The organism is Shinella sp. CPCC 101442 (genome assembly GCF_024704725.1).
GTDB lineage: Bacteria > Pseudomonadota > Alphaproteobacteria > Rhizobiales > Rhizobiaceae > Shinella.
The window spans coordinates 617,092-641,389 of the sequence record NZ_JALIQS010000001.1 but is presented as its reverse complement, the minus strand read 5'-3'; the positions used below and the strand labels follow the sequence as shown (position 1 = coordinate 641,389).

Here is a 24,298-nt window from a genome sequence, read left to right as displayed (position 1 = left end):
CGCATGAGCACAGATCCCACCGCCAAGCCGTTGCTCGACATTGCGGGACTGAGCGTCGAACTGTCGGGCCGCTCCGGCAGCCGGCGCATTCTGGACACGATCGATCTCAGCGTTCAGCCCGCCGATATCCTGGCCATCGTTGGAGAATCCGGCAGCGGCAAGAGCGTGACGGTATCCGCCGTGCTCGGCCTCCTGCCTGCCAACATCATGCGCGTATCGGCCGGAAGCATTCGTTTCGATGCCGAGGATCTTCTGCATTCGCGTGAAACAAGGCGCCGTATCCTGCGAAAGGATATCGCGTTCATCACACAGAACTCGCTGACCTCGCTCAACCCGGTCCATACGATCGGCAACCAGCTTTCGGACATGATCGCCTTTCGCAACGGCGTGGGGCGCCGGCAGGCGCTGGTCGATGCCGGCGAATGGCTGGTCAAGGTGGGCATCGCTGACGTCGAGCGTGTGCTCTCATCCTATCCGCATAGTCTCAGCGGCGGCATGCGCCAGCGGGTGATCATCGCCATGGCGATCAGCAGCCGGCCGCGCCTCCTCATTGCCGACGAGCCGACGACGGCCCTCGATACGATAACGCAGTTGCAGGTGTTGAACCTGCTCCGCGACATCAACACAGAGTTCGGCACGGCCATCATCGTCATCACGCATGACTTCGGAGTGGTGTCGTATCTCAGCAAGCGGGTTGCGGTCATGCACAGGGGGCGCATCGTGGAGGAGGGGCCGACACGCCGCGTGCTCGAGGCGCCGACGGAGGTCTATAGCCGCAGCCTCATTGCCGCTGTCCCGCAGCTCGATCTTACCTCCTGAAACCCGCGAGGATCCTGATAGAATGGCCGTTGAATCCCCCCTGGTCGATGTGCGCAACCTCCGCCGGACATTCGAAATCGGGCACGGACTGTTTCGGCGCATATCCCGCAGGGTGGCCGCCGTCGACGATGTTGCCTTCTCGATCCGCGATGGCGAAACCGTAGGCCTAATCGGCGGTTCCGGTTCCGGCAAGTCTACGATTGCCCGCATCCTGACCGGATTGGAGCGGGCGGATGCCGGCAGCGTTTCCTTCGACGGCGTCGATCTGTCGGGGCTTGCGGAAAAAGATCGGCTGGCCTACCGCCGCCACATACAGCTCGTGCCGCAGGACACGTCCGCGTCGTTGAATCCGCGTCGCCGAATTGGCGCCCAGATCGCCGAACCGATGCTCAATCTCGGGATCGTGACGTCGCGGCAGGAAGCCGAGCAGGAGACATTGCACCTCCTCGAAAGGGTGGGGCTTCGCGGTGAGGATGCCAGACGTTTTCCGCATGCGTTTTCGGGCGGGCAGAGACAGCGCATCAACATTGCTCGGACGCTGGGCGTCAAGGCCCGGTTTGTCATTCTCGATGAACCGACATCCGCGCTTGACGTCTCGATCCAGGCGCAGATCCTCGATCTGCTGCGCGAACTCAAGCGCGAGTTCGGCCTGACCTACCTGTTCATCGGCCACAATCTCGGCGTCATCCAGTCCTTCTGCGAGCGTATTCTGGTCATGGAGGAAGGGCGTTTGGTGGACAGTTTCGCATCGGCTGAACTCGGCCGGGCAGGGCGCCACGAGGCGACGCGTCGGCTGGTCGAGGGTGTTCTGCCGATCCACCGGTAGCAGCGATACGCCCCGGGAGCGTGCAGGCCTTGATACGGCTGTCGCCGTCGAGGAAGAGGGTGGTCAAGAATGGAAAAGCGGCGCCGCTTGGGGCGGCGCCGGTGTGTTTTACATGGTGTGGGCGGCGATATAGCCGAGCGAAGCGGCTGCCATCCAGAGCGCCATGGCGATCATCATCAGGTTCTCGGTCAGCGAGATGAAGCCGAGAGGAACGTTGCTCGCACCGCCGACGCAGGCGCATTTCAGTTCGCGCCTGTCGATATAGACGGCCTTGAACACCGAGGCCGCGCCGATCGTGCCGATGAAGAGCGCGATCGGGACGGACAGCCAGGTCAGCGCGCCCGCCACCATCAGCACGCCGGCCAGGCCCTCCGCATAGGGGTAGATGTAGCTGTAGGGCACCCAGCGCTTGGCGAGCAGGTCATAGTTGAGGAACATCGTGGCGAAGGCTTCGACATTCTGCAGCTTGAGCATCGCCAGAACCACCATCGAGAAGGCGATGAACCATTCGGCTGCGCGCAGCGTGAAGGGCGAACCGCTGACGGCGTAGCTTGCGGCCATCGCGGTCAGCGCCGTCAGCGCGAAAAGCACGATGACCGGCCGGTAGGTGGTCGCCTTGGGATCGGCGACGGGCTTGCCGAGGTAGCGGCGCAGGTCGTCGTAACCGCCGACACGCGTTCCGCCGATGAAGACCTGCGGGGTGGTGGCGACATCATGCTCCGCCTTGAAGGTGTCGGTGGCTTCGCGGGTCGTCAGGTGGCGATCCTCGATCTCATAGCCCGAGCGCTTTAGCAGATCCTTGGCCTTCAGGCCGTAAGGGCAGGTGTGGCTCTCCATCACCATGCGGTAGAGAACGGCCTTCTTCGTATTCAGATTGTTGCTATCCAACATCTCACTCTCCTGTCTTGTGAAATCGTTGGCAGGACTATAGGTTCCGTACCATGGTACGGAGTCAACAGCCAAAAGACCTGACAATCGGAAAATTTGCGGCGGCGGCGGATGTCGGCGTCGAGACGGTGCGTTTCTACCAGCGCCGCGGCCTGCTTTCGACGCCGAAGCGCATAGACGGTATCCGCCGCTACGACGATACCGATCTCAGCCGACTGCGTTTCATCCGCCAGGCGCAGGCTGCGGGCTTCACGCTGGAGGAAATCCGCCAGCTGCTGGCGCTCGATTCCGGTGAGGACCGCGCGGCGGCGCGCGCCATGGCGGCCAAGCGTCTGGCCGAGCTCGATGCGCGCATGGAGGAGCTGCAGCGCGCCAGAGCGTCGTTGCAGAAACTCGTTTCCGAATGTGCCGTCGGAAAGACGGGGCCATGCCCGATCCTCAAGTCCTTCGAGGCCTGACGGCATCCGGCCGGGGTGCTTGACAAAGACCAACCGAGCGTATTTCAATCGTTTCCAACAAGCGGGAGCGGTTCTCCCGCCGTTCTCACATGACTTCGTTTGTCGAAGGGCAATAGCGCCCACAGCGGCCCGGTCTCCGGGGCTTCCCGCTGTGGGCTTTTCGTATTGGTGGCTGATGCAGGAAAGCGTGAAGATCGGCATCCTCTATTCGACCTCCGGTCCCTATGGGGCGATGGGGCGGGATGCGCATGCGGGCGCCGAATTCGCCTTTCACGATTATCGCGCGCGGGGCGGCTCGCTCATCGAGCCCGTCTTTTTCGATCCGCGCGCCGATCTCTCGGCCTATCTGGAGGGCGCGCGCAGCCTCATCCGCGATCATGGCTGCCGCCACATCGTCGGCACCATCACGTCTTCTGCGCGGAAAGAGGTCATTCCGCTGGTCGAAAAACATGACGGCCTGCTCTGGTATATGTGCCCCTATGAGGGGTTCGAGGCGAACGAGAACGTCATCTATATCGGCGGCTGCCCGAACCAGCACCTGATCCCGCTTTTCGACTACCTGCTGCCCCGCCACGGCGTGCGGCCCTATCTCGTCGGCGCGAACTATGTCTGGGGTTGGGAGATGAACCGGCTGGCACGCGAGCTGATCCACAATGCCGGCGGCACGGTGCTCGGCGAACGCTACTTGCCGCTGGAGGAGACCGCCGTCGAACGCATCGTCGCCGATATCGCCGAGAAGCGGCCGAGCTTCGTGCTGAACAATCTCGTGGGGCCGTCGAGTTATGCTTTCCTCGCCGCGATGCGAAAACTCGGCGAGCGCGACCCGGCCTTCCTGCCGGAAAACTGCCCGGTTGCCAGCTGCGATCTGCAGGAATGCGAACTTGGGGATATCGGCGAGGGGGCGGCCCTCGGCCAGCTCTGCGCGGCTTCCTATTTCGATACGCTGGACACGCCCGACAACCGGGCCTTCAAGGCGCGGCTTGCCGGCTGGAGCGGCGGCGAGCGTATCGTCTCCAGCCTCTTTGCCAGCGCCTATACCGCCGTCAGCCTTTGCATCGCGGCGATCGAGGCGGCTGGTTCCGATGCGCCCGAGCGCGTGCGCGGTGAGGTACTGGCCCGCGCCTGGCCGTCGCTTTTCGGCGACATGCGGGTGGACGCGGCAACCAACCATGCAGCGCTTCCCTTTCTGCTCGGTCGCATCAACGACCGGCATGGTTTCGACGTCATCGCGTCCGCCCCCGCACTTGCGGCCGATCCGTACCTCACCGGGGCTCCGACGAAGCGCGCCCCGCGCCTGAGGGTCGTGTCATGACGACGAGGACGCCGAATTTCACCGGCTGGCGTGCCGTCATCCTCAGCGAGGAGGATGGCAATACGGATCGCCTGCGCCGCCAGTTCGGCCTGCTCGGCATTTCGGCTTCCCTTCAGTGGACGCCGCTCGCCGTCGCCGACCTGCCTGATCTCGTGCTCATCGACGCCGACCGTGGCTGGGACGAGCTGTTGCCCATCTCCGATATTGCGCCGGCCTGCCCGGTCGTGGCGCTGCTCGGTTCGGAAGCGCCGGGTCGCATCGCCTTCGCGCTGCGCCACGGCGCCGGTGCGATCATTCCGAAGCCGGTTGCCGCCTCCGCCGTCTATCCCGCGCTGGTGCTCGCCGCATCCGTTCATGCGGAGCGCGTGGAAGCGCGCCGCCGCATCGCCCATCTCGAGGAGCGGCTGAAACTGCGGCCGATCGTCTTTGCCGCCGTCGCACGGCTCGCGGGCGAACGACATGTCGACGAGGAGCGCGCCTATGCGATCCTGCGCGACTGCGCCATGCGCCGCCGCATGCCCATCGAACAGCTTGCCGCCTTTTTCCTCGGCGGTTCCGAAACCCTGCGCGAGGTCGGTTGATGCGGGTCCTGAAGGAATTGTGCCGCCAGCCCGCCGCGGTCTTCGGTCTCGTCATCGTCCTTGCCGTGGTCTTCGCGGCCATCGCTGCACCCTGGCTTGCGCCCTATGAGCCCGACAACCAGATGTTCGACGGCCTGACGCTGGAGGGTGCGCCCATCCCGCCGGGTGAACAGTTCATGCTCGGCACGGATACGCTTGGCCGGGACCTGCTCTCGCGCCTGCTCTACGGCGCGCGCACCTCGCTGATCATCGGCCTCGTCGCCAACGGCATCGCCGTTACGATCGGCCTCTTCGTCGGTGTGACGGCCGGTTACATGCGCGGCTGGGTCGGCGGCCTGCTGATGCGCTTCACCGACCTGATGATGGCCTTTCCTGCGCTGCTGCTGGCCATCGTGCTCGCCGCCATCCTCAAGCCCAGCCTCTGGATCGTCGCCATGGTGATCGCGCTCGTCAACTGGGTGCAGGTGGCGCGCATCGTCTACACGGAGACGCGCGGACTGGTGGAGCGGGATTTCATCATGGCCGAGCGGGCGCTCGGTGCCGGCAACGCCCGCATCGTGCTTTTGCATATCCTGCCGCATCTCGTGCCGACCGCCATCGTCTGGGGCACGCTCGGCATTGCGACGACCGTGCTGCTCGAAGCGACCCTTTCCTTCCTCGGCATCGGCGTGCAGCCGCCACAGCCCTCCTGGGGCAACATCATCTTCGAGAGCCAGAGCTATTTCCAGGCCGCCCCCTGGCTCGTCTTCTTCCCCGGTGCGGTGATCCTGCTCACGGCGCTCGCCTTCAATCTCGTCGGCGACGCGTTGCGCGACATCCTCGACCCCACCCAGCGGGGTCGCGGCTGATGGCAATGCTGCTCGCAAAACGTCTCGTCCAGTCCTGTCTCATCCTGCTCGGCGTTGCGGCCATCACCTTCATACTGCTTTATGCGCTGCCGGCCGATCCCGCGCGCATGCTCGCCGGCCGTAGCGCGACGGCCCAGACGGTGGAGAACATCCGCCGCGAACTCGGCCTCGACCAGCCGTTGCTGACCCAGTTCCTGCACTATCTCGGCAATCTCGTTCAGGGCGATCTCGGCCGTTCCTATGCGCAGAAGACCGAGGTCGCGACACTCATCATGGCCCGCCTGCCGGCGACGCTGACGCTGATGGCGGCCGGTATCTTCGTCGAGGTGCTGTTCGGTCTCACCTTCGGGATCGTCGCGGCGCTGAATCGTGGCGGCGCCATCGACCGCATCGTCATGGCCTCCGCCTTCGTCGGTGTCTCCGCCCCGCAATTCGTCGTCGCCCTCCTGCTGCTCTACGTCTTCGCCGCGACGCTCGGCTGGTTCCCGATGAGCGGCTACGGGACATTGGCCCATGTCGTGCTGCCCGCCATGACGCTCGGCATTCTCGGCGCCGGCTGGTATGCGCGCATGGCGCGCTCGGCGATGATCGACGTCCTCAACCAGGATTTCATCCGCACCGCCCGTGCCAAGGGCCTTTCCGGCCGCCGCGTCGTGCTGCGCCATGCGCTTCCCAACGCCATCCTGCCCATCGTCGCGATGATCGGTATCGACATCGGCCAGTTCATGGGCGGTGTCGTCGTGGTCGAGGCGGTTTATGGCTGGCCGGGCATCGGGCAGCTTGCCTGGCAGGCGATCCAGCAGGTCGATATTCCCATCATCATGGGCGTCACGCTCACCTCCGCCTTCGCCATCATCGTCGGCAACCTCGTCGCCGACCTCATCGCGCCGATGATCGATCCACGCATCCGTTCGCATTGAAACCAAAAGGGGAACTTAAAAATGTTCAATCGCTGGATTTTGACAACAACCACGGCGGCCGTGCTCGCCTTCTCTCCACTCCTTGCGCATGCCGAAACGCCGGCGCAGGGCGGCGAGATCGTCGTCACCTACAAGGACGACATCACCACGCTCGACCCGCATATCGGCTACGACTGGGTCAACTGGTCGATGATCAAGAGCCTGTTCTCGCGCCTGATGGATTACGAGCCGGGCACCGCCAACCTCGTCCCTTCGCTCGCCGAGAGTTTCGAGGTCGCGCCTGACGGCCTCACCTATACGTTCAAGCTGCGCAAGGGCGTTAAGTTCACCAATGGCCGTGAAATCGTCGCCGGTGACGTGAAATACTCCATCGAACGCGCCATCAATCCGAAGACCCAAGGCCCGGGCGCCGGCTTCTTCGGCGCCATCAAGGGCTTTGACGACCTGACGGGCGGCAAGTCGGAACTGCTCTCGGGTATCGAGACGCCCGACGACCAGACCGTCGTCTTCCACCTCTCGCGGCCGGATGCGACCTTCCTGCATGTCATGGCGATCAACTTCGCCTCCGTCGTGCCGAAGGAAGCCGTGGAAGCCGCTGCCGGCGATTTCGGCAAGAAGCCGGTCGGTTCCGGTTCTCTGGTCCTCAAGGACTGGACGATCGGCCAGAAGCTCGTCTTCGAACGCAACCCCGACTATTTCGTGAAAGACGTGCCGCATGTCGACAAGGTGACGATCGAGGTCGGCCAGGAGCCGCTCGTGGCGCTCCTGCGCCTGCAGAAGGGCGAAGTGGACATTGCCGGCGACGGCATTCCGCCGGCAAAGTTCCTGGAGATCAAGAACTCGCCCGAGGGGGCGGCGATGATCGTCGATGGCGAGCAGCTGCATACCGGCTACATCACGCTTAACACCAAGGTGAAACCCTTCGACGACGTGAAGGTGCGCCAGGCCGTCAACATGGCGATCAACAAGGAGCGCATCACGCGCCTCCTGAACGGTCGCGCAACCGCCGCAAACCAGATCCTGCCGCCGCTGATGCCCGGCTATGACAAGACCTTCACCGGCTATGCCTATGACGTGGAGAAGGCAAAGGCGCTGCTCGCCGAGGCCGGCCACCCCGATGGTTTCGAAACGGTGCTCTATTCGACCAACACCGATCCGCAGCCGCGCATCGCCCAGGCGATCCAGCAGGATCTCGCCGCCATCGGCATCAAGGCCGAGGTGCGGGCGCTGGCGCAGGGCAATGTGATCGCCGCGGGCGGCACGGAAGGCGAAGCGCCGATGATCTGGTCCGGCGGCATGGGCTGGATCGCCGACTTCCCGGATCCGTCGAACTTCTACGGCCCGATCCTCGGCTGCTCCGGCGCTGTCGCGGGCGGCTGGAACTGGCCATGGTATTGCAACGAGGCGATCGACAAGCGTGCCGGCGAGGCGGATGCCATGTCCGATCCGGCCAAGGCGGCGGAGCGCCAGGCGGCCTGGAGCAAGATCTTCACGGATGTCATGGCGGATGCGCCCTGGGTGCCCGTCATCAACGAGCGCCGCGTCGTCGCGAAGTCCCTGCGCATGGGCGGGCCTGACAACATCTACATCGATCCGACGCGCGTCATCAATTACGACGCGATCTTCGTGAAGCCCTGAGCCTTCGATATCGCTCTCCCCGCACAGGCGGGGAGAGCTTTCCAAGACCGATAAAACGACCGGGAGGCTTTTCATGTGCGTCGCCTGCACCCACACCATCCACCGCGCGCAGCATAATTTCGGCTGGAACCGCGATTTTCCGCCGGCGCTGACCGCCCGGCCCGGCGAGACCATCCTCTTCGAATGCCTGGATTCCTCCGGCGGCCAGCTTGGCAGGGATGCGACGCTGGAAACGCTGGCGGCGCTCGATTTCGGCAAGGTGAACCCGGTCTCCGGCCCTGTCTATGTCGAGGGTGCCGAACCCGGCGATGCGCTGAAGGTGACGATCCGCAAGTTCCACCCCTCCGGCCACGGCTGGACGGCTAATATTCCCGGCTTCGGCCTGCTCGCCGATCAGTTCAAGGACCCGGCACTGCACATCTGGTCCTATGACACGGCATCCATGGCGCCTTCGGCCTTCGGCCCCGGCGGCCGCGTTCCGCTGAAACCCTTTACGGGCACGATCGGTGTCGCACCCGCCGAACCCGGCCTGCATTCCGTCGTGCCGCCGCGCCGCGTCGGCGGCAACTTGGACATCCGCGACCTGACGGCCGGTGTCACGCTCTATCTGCCGATCGAGGTGGAGGGCGCGCTATTTTCCGTCGGCGATACCCATGCCGCGCAGGGCGACGGCGAGGTCTGCGGCACGGCCATCGAAAGCCAGATGAATGTCGAGCTGACCCTCGACCTCGTGAAGGGCGCCAATCTCCAGACACCACGCTTCACCACGACCGAGCCGGTGACACGCCATCTCGACGGCGCCGGCTACGAGGTGACGACCGGTATCGGTCCGGACCTGATGACGGGCGCTCGGGAAGCATTGATGCGCATGATCGACCTTCTGGTTGCCGAGCACGGCTACAGCCCCGTCGATGCCTACATGCTCTGCTCGGTCTGTGGCGATCTTCGGATCAGCGAGATCGTCGACATGCCGAACTGGGTTGTCTCCTTCTACTTCCCGAGGATCGTCTTCGCGTGACCTCCAGCAATGCCGCCCCGGTTCTTTCCGTCCGCAACCTCTCCGTCGATGCGCGCACGCCCGAAGGGCTGAAGCGCATTCTCGACGGGGTGAGTTTCGACCTCGCCGCAGGCGAGACGCTCTGCCTTGCGGGAGAATCGGGGTCCGGCAAATCCGTGACCTCGCTTGCGATCATGGGGCTGTTGCCCAAGGCCTCGCTGAAAGTGTCGTCGGGTGAAATCCGGCTGGAGGACCGCAACATCCTCGGCATCCCGACCCGGGCGCTCCGGAAAATCCGCGGTGGCGACATCGCGATGATCTTTCAGGAACCGATGACCTCGCTGAACCCGGTCATGACCATCGGCGACCAGATGGTGGAAGCGATCCGCGAGCATCGCGAGGACCTCTCCGAGGGTGCGGAGGCCATCGCGCGATCGATGCTCGACGCCGTACAAATGAGCGAGGCTCCGCGACGGCTCAAACAATATCCGCACGAACTGTCCGGCGGCATGCGCCAGCGCGTGATGATCGCCATGGCACTCTCCTGTCGGCCGAAGGTGCTGATCGCCGACGAGCCGACGACGGCGCTCGACGTGACCGTGCAGGCGCAGATTCTGACGCTGATGCGCGAACTCCGGCGTGAATTCTCCACCTCTATCCTGATGATCACCCACGACATGGGCGTGGTCGCGGAGATGGCGGACCGGGTGGCGATCATGCAGCAGGGCCGTATCGTCGAGCAGGGCGATGTACTCGACGTCTTCGCCCGCCCGAGGGAGACCTATACGCGCCAGCTCCTCGCCGCCGTGCCGCGCCTCGGCGCGCATGCCGGCACGGACGGCCCGCCGCGCCTGACGGCGGCCAAGGTGCCCGTGGCTGAAAAGCCGGTGCTGGTGGTGAAGGACCTCAGCGTCACCTATGGCGCGCGCGCCGGCTGGTTCAACCGCTCGCGCGTCGCGCCGGCGACGGTCAGCGACATCTCTTTTACCATCAAGGCGGGCGAAACGCTCGGCCTGGTCGGCGAAAGCGGCTCCGGCAAATCGACGACCGGCAAGGCGGTGCTGAACCTCATTCCCTTCGAAGGCAGCGTCGCGATCGACGGACGCGAGACGTCCGGGTTGAAACCCGCAGCGATGCGGCCGGTGCGCCGCGTCGCACAGATGATCTTTCAGGATCCCTATGCCTCGCTCGATCCGCGCATGACGGTCGGCGCCGCGATTGCCGAGCCGCTGGTCATCCACAACGTCGGCAATACCTCCGAGCGGCAGGACCGGGTGGCGGCGCTGCTTGCCCGCGTCGGCATGCCCACGGATGCTGGCAGCCGCTATCCGCATGAATTTTCCGGCGGCCAGCGCCAGCGCATCTGTATTGCCCGCGCACTGGCATTGGAGCCGAAGCTCATCGTCGCCGACGAAAGTGTTGCCGCGCTCGACGTCTCGGTGCGCGGCCGCGTGCTCGACCTGATGCTGGAATTGCAGGAACAGATGGGCCTTGCCTATCTGTTCATCTCGCACGACATGGCCGTCATCGAGAAAATGTCGCACCACGTCGCCGTGATGCGCGGCGGGCGTATCGTCGAGATGGGCACGCGCCGGCAAGTCTTCGAAAACCCCGGCGACGACTATACCCGTAACCTCATGGCCGCCGTGCCGATCCCCGATCCGGCGCTCTACCGGAAGGTTGCGAACGGTTAGTCCTCCGGCGCCAGCTCCTCGACGAGACGGCTGAGCATGGTGTCGCAGCGGGCAAGCTGTTCGACGCTGACGAACTCGTCCGGCTTGTGCCCCTGATCCATGAAACCGGGGCCGCAGACGGCGGTGGAGATGCCGAGGTCCCGGTCGAAAAGCCCGCCTTCGGTGCCGAAGGCGACCTTGAGCGTGGCGTCGTCGCCGAGGATCCTCTTCAGGAGACGCACGGCGGGTGCATCTGCACCGGTGTTGAGGCCGGGATAGCCGGAGACGGGTTCGATCTCGATACAGGCCATGGGAAAGCGGTTGCGATAGGGTCTGGCAATGGTTTCGGCATCCGCCTCGATGCCGGCGAGGATGCTGCTCGGATCGTCCTCGGCGATGTTGCGGATCTCGAAGTCGATCTCGCAGCGGTTGGGCACGATGTTGAGCGCGGTGCCGCCATGCATCATGCCGGCATGGATGGTGGAGTAGGGGATATCGTAGTCGTCGTCACGCGCGCCGTGGTCGGCAAGCTCCTGCTGCCGCGCCTGAAGCGCCTGGATGAAGGCGGCGCCGAGATGCAGCGCGTTCAGCGCGTTCGGAGCCAGCGCCGAATGGCCCTCCTGCCCGTGGCAGCAGGCGCGCAGCGCAAGCTTGCCCTTGTGGCCGGTGGCGATCCGCATGCCGGTCGGCTCGCCCACGATGCAGAGCGCCGGCCGTTCCGGCCGTACCGCCAGCGCCTCGATCATGCCGCGCACGCCGATACAGCCGATTTCCTCGTCATAGGAGAGAGCAAGATGCAGCGGACGCTTCAACGGGCGCTCGGAAGCGAGCAGGATTGCGCGAAGCGCCGACGCGACAAAACCCTTCATGTCGGCCGCGCCGCGCCCGTAGAAACGGCCGTCCCGGAGGGTCAATGCGAAGGGATCGCCGCTCCATGCCTGTCCCTCGACGGGCACGACATCCGTATGGCCCGACAGCACCACGCCATCAGGTCCGTCGGGACCAATGGTCGCGAAAAGATTGGCCCGGCTGCCATCCGGATGGACGAAGCGCTCGATGCGCGCGCCGGCCGGGCGCAGCAGGCTTTCCACATAGTCGAGCAGCGCGAGGTTGGACATGCGCGAGACGGTGGGTTCAGCGATGAGGCGGGCGAGGATTTCCGGGGTCGAGGGGATCATGCGCCCGTCCATTCAAGAAAAAGCGGCGAGGGGCAAGGTCGCCCCTTCACCGTCACAGATCGCCCGGCACGCCGTAGCTCGGCGCTCCCGAGGGGTTGAGCGCGCGGGTGACATAGGCGTCCATCTCGCCACGCCAGCGTTCCCAAAGCGCGGCGCATTCCTCGATCGGGTCGCCATCCGTCCAGTCGATGCGCAGGTCCGCGACGTTCCAGGAGACCTTGTCGACCATGACGAGGCCCATGGAATGCACCGGACCTTCCTCGCCGCCGGCCGCGAGGGCGGCGCGCATGGCGGCGATCAGCCGGTCGCCGAGATGCTGGCCCTTCGCCGCCTCGAAGGCCTCCACCATCTTCTGGGGGATGCCGGTACTCGTCAGCATATTGCCGGCCGCGACCACGTTGTCGCCGCGTGCGGTGGCGTGAGTACCCAGCGTCCTGGCGCCGGAATAGGAGGCCGTCCGGCCTGCGGCATCGACGAGGGCGAGCTGGCGATATTCGATATCAGGCGCTTCCGCGACCAGCCGCTTGAGCGCGGCCTCCGCCGAAAGGCCGCCGGCCATCAGGTCCAGCCCTTTCGGGCCGAGACGGGGGTCGGTGACGTTCTGCGTCGAGACGGCGCCGACGCCGGCGCGCACATGGGCGCAGCGTGCCGCGACACTCGGCGAGGAGGAGGAGACGGCGATGCCGAACATGCCGGTCTTTTCGCAGCGGCCGGAGACGGAAAAGGTCATGCCGTCCTCCTTCAGGCTTCGTCGGGGATGACGGCGGTCGCCTCGATCTCGACCAGCCATTCCGGACGGGCGAGTGCGGAGACGACGAGACCCGTCGAGACGGGGAACACGCCCTGGAGATATTTTCCCATCTCGGTATAGACGGCCTCGCGGTAGCGGATGTCGATGAGATAGACGACGACGCGGCAGATATGGCTGAGGTCCGAGCCGGCCTCTTCCAGAAGCATCTTGATGTTTTCCATCGCCTTGCGCGCCTGCGCGCCGGCATCGCCGATATGCACGCTCTCACGTGTGTCAAGGTCCTGCGCTATCTGCCCGCGCACGAAAACCGTGGCACCCCGCGCGACGACCGCCTGGCAGAGGTCGTTGTTCAGCTTTTGCTCGGGATAGGTCTCCTTCGTGTTGAAGGGGCGGATGCGGGTGTGCACGGGCATGGATGTCTCCTTGAGGACGGTAGGGTGAGCGCCGCGGTCGCCCGCGGCGCAAAGGTGCGATTATTGCAGGAGCTGGGTCCAGACGCGGGTCACCAGATCCTGTGCGGCGGCCGAGCAGGTGCGCGAGAAGGTGATCGGCACCTCTGGGTAGAGTTCCGGTGCCGTTTCCTTGGTGTTGACGACCTTCTCCTGGATCACCTTCATCGGCGAGGAGTGGGAATAGAAGTTCATCTGTTCCGTGGCGTTTTCCAGCGTCGACATGAACTCGACGAACTTCACCGCATTGTCGCGGTTCGGCGCGCCCTTCGGGACGACATAGCTGTCCATCCAGCCGACGAGACCCTCCTTGGTCATGGCGAGGCTGACAGGGGAGCCGGCCTTGCGGGCCCTGAGCGAGTCACCGTCCCACCAGAAATGCGCCGAGACCTCGCCGGAGGCGAGGCGGCTTGCGATATTGTCGGAAGAATAGGCGGCAACCGACGGCTTCTGCGCCATCAGGAGGTCCAGAACCTTCTTCATCTCCGCCTGGTCTTCCGAGCAGAAGGGCACGCCGAGATAGAGCTGGGCGGCGCCGATCACCTCGTCGGGGTAGGAGAGAAGAGCGATCTTGCCCTTCAGCTCGCCTTCCGGCTCGAAGAAATATTTGAAGCTGTCGGTCGGACCCTTGTACTGGTCGGTGTTCACCACGAAACCGGCGGTGCCATAGGCGAGCGGGATCGAATAGTCCTGCGTCTCGTCCCACCACTGATTGCGCCACTTCTCCTCGATGTTTTCATAGGCCTTCAGCTTGCTGGCCCCGAAGTTCTCGATGATGCCCTGGTCGATCATCACGCGCAGGAAGTGCTGCGAGGGGGTGGCGATGTCATAGCCGGAGGAGCCGGCCTGCAGCTTGGTCAGCAGGTCCTCGTTGGAGGTGAAGCTGTCGACGTTCACCTTGACGTCGTTCTCCTTGGAGAACTTTTCGATGAGGGCGGGCGAGATGGATTCGGCCCAGGCGTAGATATTCAGGTCTCCCGCGGCCTGCGCCCCGGTGGCGAAGCAGAGTGCGAGGGCCGTGGCTGCAAAATACGTCTTCATTTTATGTTCCTCTCTTTGATTATGGTTCGGCATTTTCACGGGTGCCACGCGCCGCAACGAGCAATGCTGCGGTGGCGAGGACGAGCGAGGCAAGGATCAGCAGCGTCGCGATGGCGTTCAGCTCTGGCGAGGTGCCGGCGCGGATCAGCGAGTAGATATAGACGGGCAGCGTCGTCGAGCCGCCGGTTGCCAGGAGATTCGACGTGATGAAGTCGTCCATCGAGATCAGGAAGGCGAGCATGGCGCCGGAGAAGACGCCGGGGAAGATCAATGGCAATGTCACGCGGCGGAACGTCGTCCAGCGGTCGGCATAGAGATCGGCACTCGCCTCTTCGAGGTCGAGCGACATGCCCTGCAGACGGGCACGGATCGGCAGGAAGGCGAAGGGTGTGCAGAAGGCCGAATGGGCGATGGTGAGCCGTACCATGCCGTTCTGGATGTCGATGAGCGAGAACAGGATGAGGGTCGCCACGGCCAGCACGATCTCCGGCAGCAACAGCGGCAGGTTGACCACCGTTTCGGAGAGTTTGCGGAAGCGGACATTCTTGCCGCGGATGATGGCAAGGGCGGCCGAGAGCGCGATGAGGGTGGAGACGGTGGTTGCGATCGCGGCGATGATCAGCGACGTCTCGAGCGCGTTCATCAGCGCCGCATTGTTCAGCGCCGAACCGTACCATTTCAGCGAAAAGCCGGTCCAGACGCCCGCGACCCGGTTGGCGTTGAAGGAATAGATGACGATGACGGCAAGCGGTGCGTAGAGATAGAGGAAGAAGAAGGCAGTCAGCGGCCCGAGGCCCGGATAGCGCTTGACGTCGTGGCGGATGCTCATGACATGGCCTCCCGGCGGGCGGCGCGCAGTGCCGTGGCGATCAGGAAGATCATGACGAGCGCCATCAGAGTCATGGCGATGGCTGCGCCGAAGGGCCAGTTGCGGCCGCCGCCGAATTGTAGCTGGATCAGCGAGCCCATCATCATCTGCTTGCCGCCGCCCATCAATGTCGGCTCAAGCACCGCGCCGAGTGCCGGCACGAAGACGAGGATGGCGCCGGCGGTGATGCCGGGCGCCGTCAGCGGCAGGATGACCCGGCGCAGCGTTACCCACCGATTGCCGTAAAGATCGTGCGAGGCTTCGATCAGCGTGCCGTCGAGCTTTTCGATGGAGGCGAAGACCGGCAGCACCATCAGCGGCATGGCGGTATAGACCATCGCCGTCAGCGTCGCCCCGTCGTTGAACATGAAGCTCATGCCAGGCTGAAAACCGAGGATTTCCAGCAGGTTCGGCAGGGTGCCGTCCTTGCCGAGAATGATCATCCAGGCATAGACACGCAGGATCATCGAGACCCAGAAGGGAAGCGTTACGAGATAGACGAGGATCGCCTTGCGGCCCGGCGGCTGGCGGGAGATGAAATAGGCGACCGGTACGGCGAAGGCGAGGCAGATCAGCGTCGTCGCGCCGGCAAGCAGGAAGGTCCTGATGATGATCAGCAGATATTGCGGGGTGAACTCCAGCTCGCCCGTCCAGCCCTCGTTGAAGAGGATCTGGGTGTAGCCGGCGAGGTTGAAATCCCAGGTGAAACCGCCGTAAGCGCCGCGGGTCGCCACCGAGACGGCGGCGATGATGAAGATCGGCAGGATCAGCGCGAAGCCCATCAGCAGCCGCGACGGCAGCAGGCCCCAGAAGGCGAGGTCATGCCAGAAGCGAGTGCGCGGGCGTCGCTCCGTTTCGGCGGTGGTGGGGAGGGCGCTCTCCGTCATGCGGCCAGAACCCGAGCCGAACCCGCGACGAAACCGACCGGAACGGTCGCACCGACCGGGATCGTATCCCCCTCGCGCGAGGCATTGCGGCGCGAGGCGCGCAACTGCGTGCCCGCGACATCGAGCGTATAGTGGGTGTAGCCGCCCATGTAGTTCTTGCTGGTGACGTGACCCTCGAAGGTGATACCATTGGCAATCCCCTGGGCCTGATTGCCGAGATTGATCTTTTCCGGACGGACGGACAGCGTCGCCCGGCCCTTCGCAGCGCTGCCGGTCGCCGGCACGGTGATGTCAAGGCCGAAGGGCGTGCGCACGGTCGCCTGGCCGCCAAGGGTTTCCAGCACCTCGACATCCAGAAAGTTCGTTTCGCCGACGAAATCGGCGACGAAGCGGTTGACCGGCTCCTCGTAAATTTCCGTCGGCGTGCCGATCTGCTGTACGTCGCCACCGCCGAGCACGGCGATGCGGTCCGACATGTCGAGCGCCTCTTCCTGGTCGTGCGTGACGAAGACGAAGGTGATGCCGGTGTCGCGCTGGAGCGTGCGTAGCTCGTCGCGCATCGCCTGCCGCAGCTTCAGGTCGAGGGCCGAGAGCGGCTCGTCGAGCAGCAGCACCTCCGGCTCGGGTGCGAGCGCGCGGGCGAGCGCGATGCGCTGGCGCTGGCCGCCGGAGAGCTGGGCGGGCTTGCGCGCCGCCATCGCCGACATGTGGACGCGTTCCAGCATTTCGCCGACTCGGTTCCTGATGCGCGCCTTCTCCCAGCCGAGGTTTTCGAGGCCATAGGCGACGTTCTGCTCCAGCGTCATGTGCGGGAAGAGCGCATAGCTCTGGAACACGGTGTTGACGCGGCGCTTGTGCGGCGGGATCGAAACCACCTCCTTGCCATTGAGCAGGAGGGAGCCCGTATCCGGGCTTTCGAAGCCGGCGAGCATGCGCAGCAGCGTGGTCTTGCCGCAGCCCGACGGGCCGAGCATCGTGAAGAACTCGTTGTTGCCGATGTCGAAGCTGACGGATTTCAGCGCCTGATAGGCCCCGAAGCTCTTCGAGACCGATTTCACTTCGATGGCCTTGTTCATCCGTCTCTCCTCACGCCGGCTCGAGTTGGGTGACTTCGCGGCGGAAGGGCAGGGCATCGCCGATATCCGGCGTGTCGAGTTCCCGTGCGTAGCGGTGGCCGGCATAGGTCGCCCAGGCGATCGGCGCGGGGGCTGCCGCATCGCCGATGATTTTTACGCTTTTGATCCCCGCATCCGCCCAGTCGGCCTGCCTGGCGAGAAGATCATTGTAGAGCGCATCCTCGGAGAGGCGCGAGGCAACCATGACAACCGCGTCGCAGCCGATGGCGCTGCGGCGGCCGGTATAGGTGCAGTTGGTCTCGACCTCGCCGGCGCGGATCGCGGTGACGCCGCGGTTGAGGCGGATGTCGACGCCGAGATCGTCGAGGCGCACATGGATCGCGCCCTGCTCCAGCGTGTTGCGCGTCCAGTCGGACACGTAGGCCGATGGCGTGACGAGGATGACCTTGGCGCCGGCTTTTGCCATCACCTCGGCCATGACGCCGCCCATGTAATAGTGGTCGTCGTCATAGACCACGACGGTTTTGCCGGCGAGGGTTTCGCCGTGCGCCTTCGCCATGATGTCGTCCGGCGTGAAGACGGTCATCGTCGGATCGATCGGCATGGGCACGACATGCTGGCGGGCGACGCCATCGCGGCGCCAGTGCGAGCCGGTGGCGATGGCGACATGCTCGAAACCGAAGGCCAGCACGTCTTCGGCGGTCAGCCGGCTGTCGAAATAGGTTTCCACATTGGTGCGCTGGGAAATCTGGTACTGGCGGTAATCGACCACGCGGCCCCAGGCCGAAAGACCGGGCAGCAGGCGTTCGCGCGCCACGCGGCCGCCGAGCGTCGTGGTGGCCTCGGCGAGCGTCACGTCATAACCACGCACGGAGAGCGCACGGGTGGCCTCCAGCCCGGCCGGACCGGCGCCGACGACGAGAACCGTCTGGCTGTCGCCCTTCGCATTCATGCGTTCCGGGTGCCAGCCCTTGCGCCACTCTTCCATGAAGGTTGGGTTCTGCGTGCAGCGGCTGATCGACATCGTCATGTCGCCGGTAATGCACATGTTGCAGCCGATGCACTCGCGGATGTCCTCGATACGGCCTTCCTCGATCTTCTTGGGCAGGAAGGGATCGGCAATCGAGGGGCGGGCGCAGCCGATGAAATCGAGCACGCCCTGGCGGATCATGCGCGCCATCACGTCCGGCGAGGTGAAACGGCCGACGCCGACGACGGGCCGGGTGGAGAGTTCGCGGATACCCTTGACCAGCAGCTCCTGCGCGCCTTCCTCCTTGAAGCGCGAGGGGCCGGAACAGTCTTCCCAGGCGCCGTGCGCCAGGTCCCAGAGGTCCGGCAGGTCGGCGTTCATCTCGACGAATTCGCGCACTTCGGCATTGGAGAAGCCGAGTTCGCCGATCGTCTCGTCGAGGCTGACGCGCATGGTGATCGCCGTCGTGTCGCCAACGGCGTCGCGGATATCGGCGACGACTTCACGGGCGAAGCGCGAGCGGTTTTCGAGGCTGCCACCGTATTCGTCGGTGCGCTGGTTGGTGGCGCGCGACAGGAAGTGCTGGAAGATCCCGAACCCGTGCGCGCCGTAAAGACAGATCAGGTCGAAGCCGGCGATCTTTGAGCGTTTCGCCGCGTTGACGAACCAGCGGCGCAGATCCTTGATCTCCGCCTTGTCGAGCGCGCGGGCCTGCACCGGATCGTTGGTGAAAGTGCGGATCGGCAGCGCCGAGGGCGCGAGCGGCACCTCCTTGGTATAAAAGTTCGGGCCGTTGATGCCGGAGTAGGCAAGCTGGATGCCGGCAAGTGCGCCATGCACCTTCATGGCATCAGACATGCGGCGAAGGCCGGGAATGTCCTTGTCTTCCCACAGGCGCAACTCGATGAAGGGGGTGATTTCCGAGGTGTGGTGCATCTCGGTCTGCTCGGTAAAGATGACCCCCCAGCCGCCTTCGGACTTGATGCCGCGCATGGCGGCAGCCGCGGATGGATCGCGATAGCCGCCGCCATTGCAATGCGGCACCTGGTAGAACCGGTTCTTCGCGACGTGCGGGCCGATCGCTACGGGTTCGAACAGGATATCGTATTTGGCGTCACGCATGGCAGTCCTCGGAGTTTCTGGGTCTATAGGATTGGGCAACGGGCTTCCGGTAAATGACGCGTTCCGGAAACATGGATTAGGTTCAGACTAATCAGAGTTCGCCGTGTGGTGGCGCGTGATTTCAATCTGGACGCGAAGGTGCGACCGGCATCCGACGGTCGAGAAATTCTCGTTTATTTTCAGCCGGTTGTGAAGGGTCAAACACCGATCCCCGTTCGCGCAAGAGGACGCATTAGGGGACCGGCGCTGTCGATGGTCGAAATCCGGGCGATGCGGTGTCGCCGGAGCGGGCAGGTGCCTAGTATTTCACCCACACGGTTTTGAGCGCGCAGTACTTGTCGAAGCTGTGAATCGACAGGTCGCGGCCGAAACCGGACTGTTTCATGCCGCCGAATGGCGTCATGGCCGACAGCGCATCGACCGTGTTGACCGAGACCGTGCCGGCATTCAGCCGGTCGGAAACGGAGAGCGCCCGCGACAGATCCCGCGTCCAGACCGAGGCGGCGAGGCCGTATTCGCTGTCATTGGCGATCCTCAACGCCTCCTCGTCGCTGTCGAACGGCGTGATGGCGAGCACGGGGCCGAAGATCTCTTCCCGCGCGATGCGGGCATTCGGCGCGACCTCGTTGAAGATCGTCGGCTGGATGTAGCAATCCGACCCGTCCCGCGTCTCGCGCGCGCCGCCATGCGCCAGCCGGGCTTCCGAGCGGCCGATCTCGATGTAATCAGCCACGCGGTCGGCATGCGCTTTCTCGACCAGCGGACCCATGCGGGTGGCAGGGTCGAGCGGATCGCCAAGCGGCCAGGCGGCCGTTGCCGCGATCAGCTTTGCGGTGAATTCCTCCTGCACGGAGCGGTGCACGAGCAAGCGGGAATTGGCGGAACAAACCTCGCCGGAGTTGAACAGGATGCCGAAGGCCGCCATCTCGGCCGCCTTGTCGAGGTCGGCATCGGCAAAGACGAGACTCGGCGACTTGCCGCCGGTCTCCAGCCAAACCTGCTTCATGTTGCTCTGCCCAGCATAGGTCATGAAGAGTTTGCCGACCTTGGTCGAGCCGGTAAACACCAGCGCATCGACATCCGGATGCAGGCCGAGCGCCCGGCCGGCATCCTCGCCAAAGCCGGGCACGACGTTGAGCACACCGTCCGGCAGCCCGGCCTCGGAGGCGAGTTCCGCCAGCATGAGGGCGGAGAGCGGCGATTGCTCCGCCGGCTTCAGCACGACGGAATTGCCGGTGGCGAGCGCCGGTGCGAGTTTCCACGTCGCCATGTCGAGGGGGAAATTCCACGGCACGACGGCGCCGATGACGCCGAGCGGCACGCGGCGGATCAAGGCGAGGTCACCACGCCCGGTGGGGGCGATTTCGTCATAGAGCTTGTCGATCGCCTCGGCATGCCACTGGAAGAAGTGGGCCGAGCCGGGCGCATCGATGGTCGAGCTGTCGCTGATCGGCTTGCCGACGTCGAGGGTTTCGAGAAGCGCCAGTTCCGGGATATTTTCGCGGATGAGGGTTGCGAGGCGCAGCAGCACCTCCTTGCGTTCGGCCGGTGACTTGCCCGACCAGCGGCCGTCGTTGAAGGCGCGGCGGGCGGAGGCGACGGCGGCGTCGATGTCTTCCGCGGTGCCGCGGGCCACGTCCGTCAACACCTGCGCATTGGCAGGGTTGATGGTTTCGAACCGCCCGCCCTTCGCCGCATCGCGGAACCGGCCGTCGATATAGACGCCGCTGCGAAATTTCAGGTTTTTGGCGCGGGCGCGCCAGTCGATGGTCGTGGTCATGAACTGCCTTTCCGTTCTGAATGGGCGTCGACGGAAACCGGCAGGTCCATGACCATGTCGCCGATCTTTTCGCCGCAGAAATCGATGAAGCGCCGCACGGTGAGCGCCGGGCTGGCGCCGCCCATGGCGAGGATGCCCATGCGCATGGGGCGCAGGTTGCCGGTCAGCGGCACGAAGGAGAGCCGGCCACCATCCAGCGCATAGGTGGAGACGGGGCGGATATTGGCGATGGAATAGCCGAAGCGATTGGCGACCATGGCGCGCATGACTGACATATCCCGCGTGCGCTCGACGATATGCGGCGTGAGACCTGCATCGCGGAAGAGCGAGAGGAAATAGGCGGAACTGTGCGGCAGGTCGAGCAGGATCATCGGGTGGCGCGCGAGGTCCTCCATCGTCACCTCCCGGCGCCCTGCGAGCGGGTGCTCCTCGTGCAGCACGGCATAGGGCGGCAGGACAGCGAGCTCATGGAAGGCGATGTCGGCGGGAATGTCGAGGTCGTAGGAAAGCGCGATGTCGAAGCGCGCCATGCGCAGCCCTTCGAGGATGCGCGCCTGATCACGCTCGTACTGGAAGAAATCGACATCCGGGTATTCATCGGAAAAGGCGCGGCGCAGCGCCGGGATGACGGCCTGCGCGAAGGTGACGAGACAGGCGACATGCAGCGGGCCGCGCACCTGTCCGGTGAGCTCGTTGGAGAGCGCATTGAGCTTGGCGGCTTCACCGAGAATCTGGCGCGCCTGATCGACGAAGGTATGGCCGGCCTGCGTCAGCGACAGTCCATGCGCATGGCGGCGCACGAAGAGCGTGATGCCGAATTCCTTTTCCAGCTGCGAGATCGCCGCCGAGACCGAGGGGGCGGAAACGTTCACCCGTTCGGCAGCCTCGGTGACGGAACCGTATTCCCCGACCGCGACGAGATATTCCAGTTGCCGGAGTGTGAAGCGCAAGGCCATGTCTGTTCCCCTGTTCAGGCCCCAATTAAGGAACAGATTTTCGCGCGCGGGAAGGGTGTGGCTCTCCGGGCTGTGGACGAGTTCGCTACCGCCGGGAATTTGGTCTCGCATCATGGCATGCTCGCCTCCTCCCACGCCTTGCGGTCTATGGCCTCAGGAGGCCGCGGCTGCGGCCTCGGCCTTTCCGCCGCTGCGGTGTTCGGCGATGTGGCCGGCGAGGTAGTCCGCATCGTGCCAGCAACCCCAGATGAAGGAGGAGGCGCGGCGCGAAAGCCAGGGCAGGCCGACGAAGAACAGGCCCGGCACCTTGGAGACGCCGCGCTCATGCACTGGCCGCCCCTTTTCGTCGAGCGCGTCGAGCTTCAGCCAGCCGTAATCGACCGCATAACCCGTCGCCCAGATGATGGAGGTAATGCCGGCCTCCTTGAGGTTCAGCTGGAGGATCGGGTCGGTGACGCAGGCCGGGTCCGGCTCCTTGCGGCGGGCCTCCGGCTCTTCCGGCAGGTCGAGATTGTTTTCTGCGGCATAGGCGTCGGCGCGGTCGAGCAGCGAAAGCTGGTTGGCATCGCCCCGCGCGATGTTGTCGGCGAGGTCGGGCGCGATCTGCAGCACGCCGTCCTTGAAGGTTTCCGCCCGGCCGAGCAGCACCATGCCGCGGTTGCCGAGGCGGCGGAAATCGACGGTGTTGCCGCCATAGGCGCCGCTGACGGCGATGGTGACATGCTCGGTGTTCGGGGCGGGCACCTTGAGGTCCCAGATGCCGAGAACGCCGAGCCACCAGCAGAAGTCCTTGCCGCGATAGCGCCGGGGCGGCCGATCATGCGGGCCGATGGAGAGATAGACACGTTTTCCCGTACGCAAAAGCTCGTCGGCGATCTGCGTGCCGGAGGATCCGGCGCCGACCACCAGCACCGCGCCTTCAGGCATCTGGGCAGGATTGCGGTAGGTGTTGGAATGGATCTGCGTGAGGCCCGCTTCCGCCGGCACGAGGGCCGGCATGACGGGGCGCTGGAAGGCGCCGGTGGCGGAAACGACATTCCTCGCCTCGATCACGCCTTCGGATGTTTCGACGCGAAAGCTGTCACCCTGCTTTGATACGCTCTCGACCGCGACGCCGGTGCGGATCGGCGCCTTGATCTTCTGCGCATAGGCGACGAAATAGTCGGCAACCTGTTCCTTCGGGGCGAAAGCGTCGTCCTCGAGGCCCGGAAAGGTCATGCCGGGGAAACGGTCGTGCCAGGCGGGGCCGTTGGCGACGAGGCTGTCCCAGCGCGCAGTGCGCCAGCTCTCGGCGATACGGTTCTTTTCCAGCACCAGATGGGGCACGCCGCGCTTGCCGAGATGCTCGCTCATGGCGACGCCGGCCTGGCCGGCGCCGATGACGAGCGTGTCCACTTTTTCCACTGACATGCCGGCTTCCTCTTGCTCTCCGGTGCTGCGGCCCTTGCGGCCGCGACATGGGAAAGGTGTAGAGGAAGCCCGTTTTACCCGACATAAGAGTTTGGTTCAGCGCTGATTAGGTGGCCGCTAAGCCGGACATGCTCCAGGGTTTTGTCTTGCCGCATTCTCCGGCTGGAGATGCTTAGTCGAGGATCGCCATATCGAGCTCTGCCTGGCGGCCGAGCTTGGTCATCCATTCGGTATATTGCGGCTGCTTGCGGATCTGCCTGCCGTAGTGGCGGCGCAGCGCTGCGGTGAGGTCGCCCTTGCGGCCGAGCTGCTCGTCGGCAAAGCCGATCATCTGCGAGTTCGGCCAGGCTTGCGGACGAATGACGGCGAGGCGGGTGAAGAGGTTCTCGGCCTCCTCGTCCGGATTGCCCTGCGCCATAAGGGTCAGCATGGCGGCCGTCGAGCGGGAGATGCCCATATGGCAGTGGACGAGCAGATGGCTCGGCGCTTCCCGCTCCTGGCGGTTCAGGAAATCCTGACCGAAGGCGAGGATCGATTCGACGTGATCGGGCCGCGGCCGCACGCGTTCGGGCAGGTCGGCGATGATGTCATGGAAACGCAGCGTCGTGCGCAGGTGCTTGCCGTAGCTTTGAAAAGCCTCGAGCTCGGGCAGTTCCGGATCGAGCAGCGAGAGCACGTGGGTTACGTTCCGGGCGCTCTGGCCGGGCAGCTCCTCGATGCCGCAAATGGTGAGCTCCGGAGAAAATACGACGTCCATTTCCAAATCCTTCAAATCAGCTGATACGCGGCACGATACAGTCAGCCTGTGGGGAAACGAAGGCGTTTCTTGGCCGATCTTGCCCGGCGCGTT

The 24,298-nt window shown here is 64.7% G+C and carries 23 protein-coding genes; 10 read left to right on the top strand and 13 right to left on the bottom strand.

All coding sequences use genetic code 11. The features are described from left to right. Positions 1 to 3 precede the first annotated feature (3 nt). Positions 4 to 819 carry an ABC transporter ATP-binding protein gene (locus MUO32_RS02950; protein ID WP_257946736.1) on the top strand — a complete coding sequence of 272 codons (816 nt, stop codon included), beginning with the start codon at positions 4 to 6 and terminating at the stop codon, positions 817 to 819. After that, the gene (locus tag MUO32_RS02945) at positions 785 to 1,645 is read left to right on the top strand and encodes a dipeptide/oligopeptide/nickel ABC transporter ATP-binding protein (RefSeq protein WP_257946735.1); all 861 of its coding nucleotides are present in this window, start codon (positions 785 to 787) and stop codon (positions 1,643 to 1,645) included. The genes MUO32_RS02950 and MUO32_RS02945 overlap by 35 nt, the downstream gene beginning before the upstream one ends. 108 nt (positions 1,646 to 1,753) lie before the next feature. Here MUO32_RS02945 and MUO32_RS02940 read toward each other — a convergent pair whose 3' ends face one another. Then, positions 1,754 to 2,536, bottom strand: a complete 783-nt coding sequence (locus MUO32_RS02940; protein ID WP_257946734.1) for a glutaredoxin family protein — start codon at positions 2,534 to 2,536, stop codon at positions 1,754 to 1,756. A gap of 50 nt (positions 2,537 to 2,586) precedes the next feature. On the opposite strand from MUO32_RS02940, the gene MUO32_RS02935 reads away from it, so the two are divergent. From MUO32_RS02935 to MUO32_RS02900, 8 genes are all read left to right on the top strand, one after another. After that, entirely contained in the window at positions 2,587 to 2,991 is a 405-nt protein-coding gene (locus MUO32_RS02935; protein ID WP_257946733.1) for a MerR family DNA-binding protein, read from the top strand. 175 nt (positions 2,992 to 3,166) lie between these two features. Next, on the top strand, positions 3,167 to 4,303 hold the full coding sequence (locus MUO32_RS02930) for a transporter substrate-binding protein (RefSeq protein WP_257946732.1): 1,137 nt from the start codon (positions 3,167 to 3,169) through the stop codon (positions 4,301 to 4,303). Continuing rightward, complete coding sequence (locus MUO32_RS02925; RefSeq protein ID WP_257946731.1) at positions 4,300 to 4,884, top strand: ANTAR domain-containing response regulator; 585 nt, start codon at positions 4,300 to 4,302, stop codon at positions 4,882 to 4,884. The genes MUO32_RS02930 and MUO32_RS02925 overlap by 4 nt, the downstream gene beginning before the upstream one ends. Continuing rightward, complete coding sequence (locus MUO32_RS02920) at positions 4,884 to 5,732, top strand: ABC transporter permease (protein ID WP_257946730.1); 849 nt, start codon at positions 4,884 to 4,886, stop codon at positions 5,730 to 5,732. Before MUO32_RS02925 ends, MUO32_RS02920 begins: the two co-directional genes overlap by 1 nt. After that, positions 5,732 to 6,652 carry an ABC transporter permease gene (locus MUO32_RS02915; protein ID WP_257946728.1) on the top strand — a complete coding sequence of 307 codons (921 nt, stop codon included), beginning with the start codon at positions 5,732 to 5,734 and terminating at the stop codon, positions 6,650 to 6,652. Before MUO32_RS02920 ends, MUO32_RS02915 begins: the two co-directional genes overlap by 1 nt. Before the next feature lie 21 nt (positions 6,653 to 6,673). Next, positions 6,674 to 8,290 carry an ABC transporter substrate-binding protein gene (locus tag MUO32_RS02910; protein WP_257946727.1) on the top strand — a complete coding sequence of 539 codons (1,617 nt, stop codon included), beginning with the start codon at positions 6,674 to 6,676 and terminating at the stop codon, positions 8,288 to 8,290. Between the two features lie 73 nt (positions 8,291 to 8,363). Next, the gene (locus tag MUO32_RS02905; RefSeq protein WP_257946725.1) at positions 8,364 to 9,308 is read left to right on the top strand and encodes an acetamidase/formamidase family protein; all 945 of its coding nucleotides are present in this window, start codon (positions 8,364 to 8,366) and stop codon (positions 9,306 to 9,308) included. After that, the gene (locus tag MUO32_RS02900) at positions 9,305 to 10,981 is read left to right on the top strand and encodes an ABC transporter ATP-binding protein (RefSeq protein WP_257946724.1); all 1,677 of its coding nucleotides are present in this window, start codon (positions 9,305 to 9,307) and stop codon (positions 10,979 to 10,981) included. The genes MUO32_RS02905 and MUO32_RS02900 overlap by 4 nt, the downstream gene beginning before the upstream one ends. Here MUO32_RS02900 and argE read toward each other — a convergent pair. From argE to MUO32_RS02840, 12 genes are all read right to left on the bottom strand, one after another. Beyond that, entirely contained in the window at positions 10,978 to 12,138 is a 1,161-nt protein-coding gene (argE, locus tag MUO32_RS02895) for an acetylornithine deacetylase (RefSeq protein WP_257946723.1), read from the bottom strand. The genes MUO32_RS02900 and argE overlap by 4 nt on opposite strands. 52 nt (positions 12,139 to 12,190) lie before the next feature. Further along, positions 12,191 to 12,868: a DUF1028 domain-containing protein gene (locus MUO32_RS02890; RefSeq protein ID WP_257946722.1), complete on the bottom strand. Its 678-nt coding sequence runs from the start codon at positions 12,866 to 12,868 to the stop codon at positions 12,191 to 12,193. 11 nt (positions 12,869 to 12,879) lie between these two features. Next, positions 12,880 to 13,302: a RidA family protein gene (locus MUO32_RS02885; protein WP_257946721.1), complete on the bottom strand. Its 423-nt coding sequence runs from the start codon at positions 13,300 to 13,302 to the stop codon at positions 12,880 to 12,882. 60 nt (positions 13,303 to 13,362) lie between these two features. Then, positions 13,363 to 14,379 carry an extracellular solute-binding protein gene (locus tag MUO32_RS02880; protein WP_257946720.1) on the bottom strand — a complete coding sequence of 339 codons (1,017 nt, stop codon included), beginning with the start codon at positions 14,377 to 14,379 and terminating at the stop codon, positions 13,363 to 13,365. A 19-nt stretch (positions 14,380 to 14,398) separates the two neighbouring features. Then, on the bottom strand, positions 14,399 to 15,208 hold the full coding sequence (locus MUO32_RS02875) for an ABC transporter permease (protein WP_257946719.1): 810 nt from the start codon (positions 15,206 to 15,208) through the stop codon (positions 14,399 to 14,401). Further along, positions 15,205 to 16,134, bottom strand: coding sequence for an ABC transporter permease (locus MUO32_RS02870; RefSeq protein ID WP_257946718.1), 930 nt, complete (start codon positions 16,132 to 16,134; stop codon positions 15,205 to 15,207). The genes MUO32_RS02875 and MUO32_RS02870 overlap by 4 nt, the downstream gene beginning before the upstream one ends. Next, positions 16,131 to 17,210, bottom strand: a complete 1,080-nt coding sequence (locus MUO32_RS02865) for an ABC transporter ATP-binding protein (protein WP_257946717.1) — start codon at positions 17,208 to 17,210, stop codon at positions 16,131 to 16,133. Before MUO32_RS02865 ends, MUO32_RS02870 begins: the two co-directional genes overlap by 4 nt. Before the next feature lie 10 nt (positions 17,211 to 17,220). Continuing rightward, positions 17,221 to 19,302 (bottom strand): FAD-dependent oxidoreductase, encoded by a 2,082-nt coding sequence (locus MUO32_RS02860; protein ID WP_257946716.1) that lies wholly within the window; start codon positions 19,300 to 19,302, stop codon positions 17,221 to 17,223. Between the two features lie 298 nt (positions 19,303 to 19,600). Beyond that, the gene (locus MUO32_RS02855; protein ID WP_257946715.1) at positions 19,601 to 21,082 is read right to left on the bottom strand and encodes an aldehyde dehydrogenase; all 1,482 of its coding nucleotides are present in this window, start codon (positions 21,080 to 21,082) and stop codon (positions 19,601 to 19,603) included. Further along, complete coding sequence (locus MUO32_RS02850) at positions 21,079 to 22,038, bottom strand: LysR family transcriptional regulator (protein WP_257946714.1); 960 nt, start codon at positions 22,036 to 22,038, stop codon at positions 21,079 to 21,081. Before MUO32_RS02850 ends, MUO32_RS02855 begins: the two co-directional genes overlap by 4 nt. Before the next feature lie 153 nt (positions 22,039 to 22,191). Further along, the gene (locus tag MUO32_RS02845; RefSeq protein WP_257946713.1) at positions 22,192 to 23,448 is read right to left on the bottom strand and encodes an NAD(P)/FAD-dependent oxidoreductase; all 1,257 of its coding nucleotides are present in this window, start codon (positions 23,446 to 23,448) and stop codon (positions 22,192 to 22,194) included. 172 nt (positions 23,449 to 23,620) lie between these two features. Beyond that, positions 23,621 to 24,205, bottom strand: coding sequence for a tyrosine phosphatase family protein (locus tag MUO32_RS02840; protein ID WP_257946712.1), 585 nt, complete (start codon positions 24,203 to 24,205; stop codon positions 23,621 to 23,623). Positions 24,206 to 24,298: the final 93 nt, after the last annotated feature.